General features: G+C 52.7%; 1 rRNA gene. It reads left to right on the top strand.

What is annotated here, in order from left to right:
* A 16S ribosomal RNA gene (locus tag J502_RS16135) occupies positions 1 to 814 on the top strand; the annotation flags it as partial.

Raw genomic sequence — 814 nt, 5'->3', positions numbered from 1 at the left:
CCTAGCGGCGGACGGGTGAGTAATGCTTAGGAATCTGCCTATTAGTGGGGGACAACATCTCGAAAGGGATGCTAATACCGCATACGTCCTACGGGAGAAAGCAGGGGATCTTCGGACCTTGCGCTAATAGATGAGCCTAAGTCGGATTAGCTAGTTGGTGGGGTAAAGGCCTACCAAGGCGACGATCTGTAGCGGGTCTGAGAGGATGATCCGCCACACTGGGACTGAGACACGGCCCAGACTCCTACGGGAGGCAGCAGTGGGGAATATTGGACAATGGGGGGAACCCTGATCCAGCCATGCCGCGTGTGTGAAGAAGGCCTTATGGTTGTAAAGCACTTTAAGCGAGGAGGAGGCTACTTTAGTTAATACCTAGAGATAGTGGACGTTACTCGCAGAATAAGCACCGGCTAACTCTGTGCCAGCAGCCGCGGTAATACAGAGGGTGCGAGCGTTAATCGGATTTACTGGGCGTAAAGCGTGCGTAGGCGGCTTATTAAGTCGGATGTGAAATCCCCGAGCTTAACTTGGGAATTGCATTCGATACTGGTGAGCTAGAGTATGGGAGAGGATGGTAGAATTCCAGGTGTAGCGGTGAAATGCGTAGAGATCTGGAGGAATACCGATGGCGAAGGCAGCCATCTGGCCTAATACTGACGCTGAGGTACGAAAGCATGGGGAGCAAACAGGATTAGATACCCTGGTAGTCCATGCCGTAAACGATGTCTACTAGCCGTTGGGGCCTTTGAGGCTTTAGTGGCGCAGCTAACGCGATAAGTAGACCGCCTGGGGAGTACGGTCGCAAGACTAAAAC

The sequence above is a fragment of the Acinetobacter sp. 1294596 genome (genome assembly GCF_000582925.1).
Lineage (GTDB): Bacteria > Pseudomonadota > Gammaproteobacteria > Pseudomonadales > Moraxellaceae > Acinetobacter > Acinetobacter radioresistens.
This window is presented reverse-complemented; position numbering and strand designations above follow the sequence as displayed.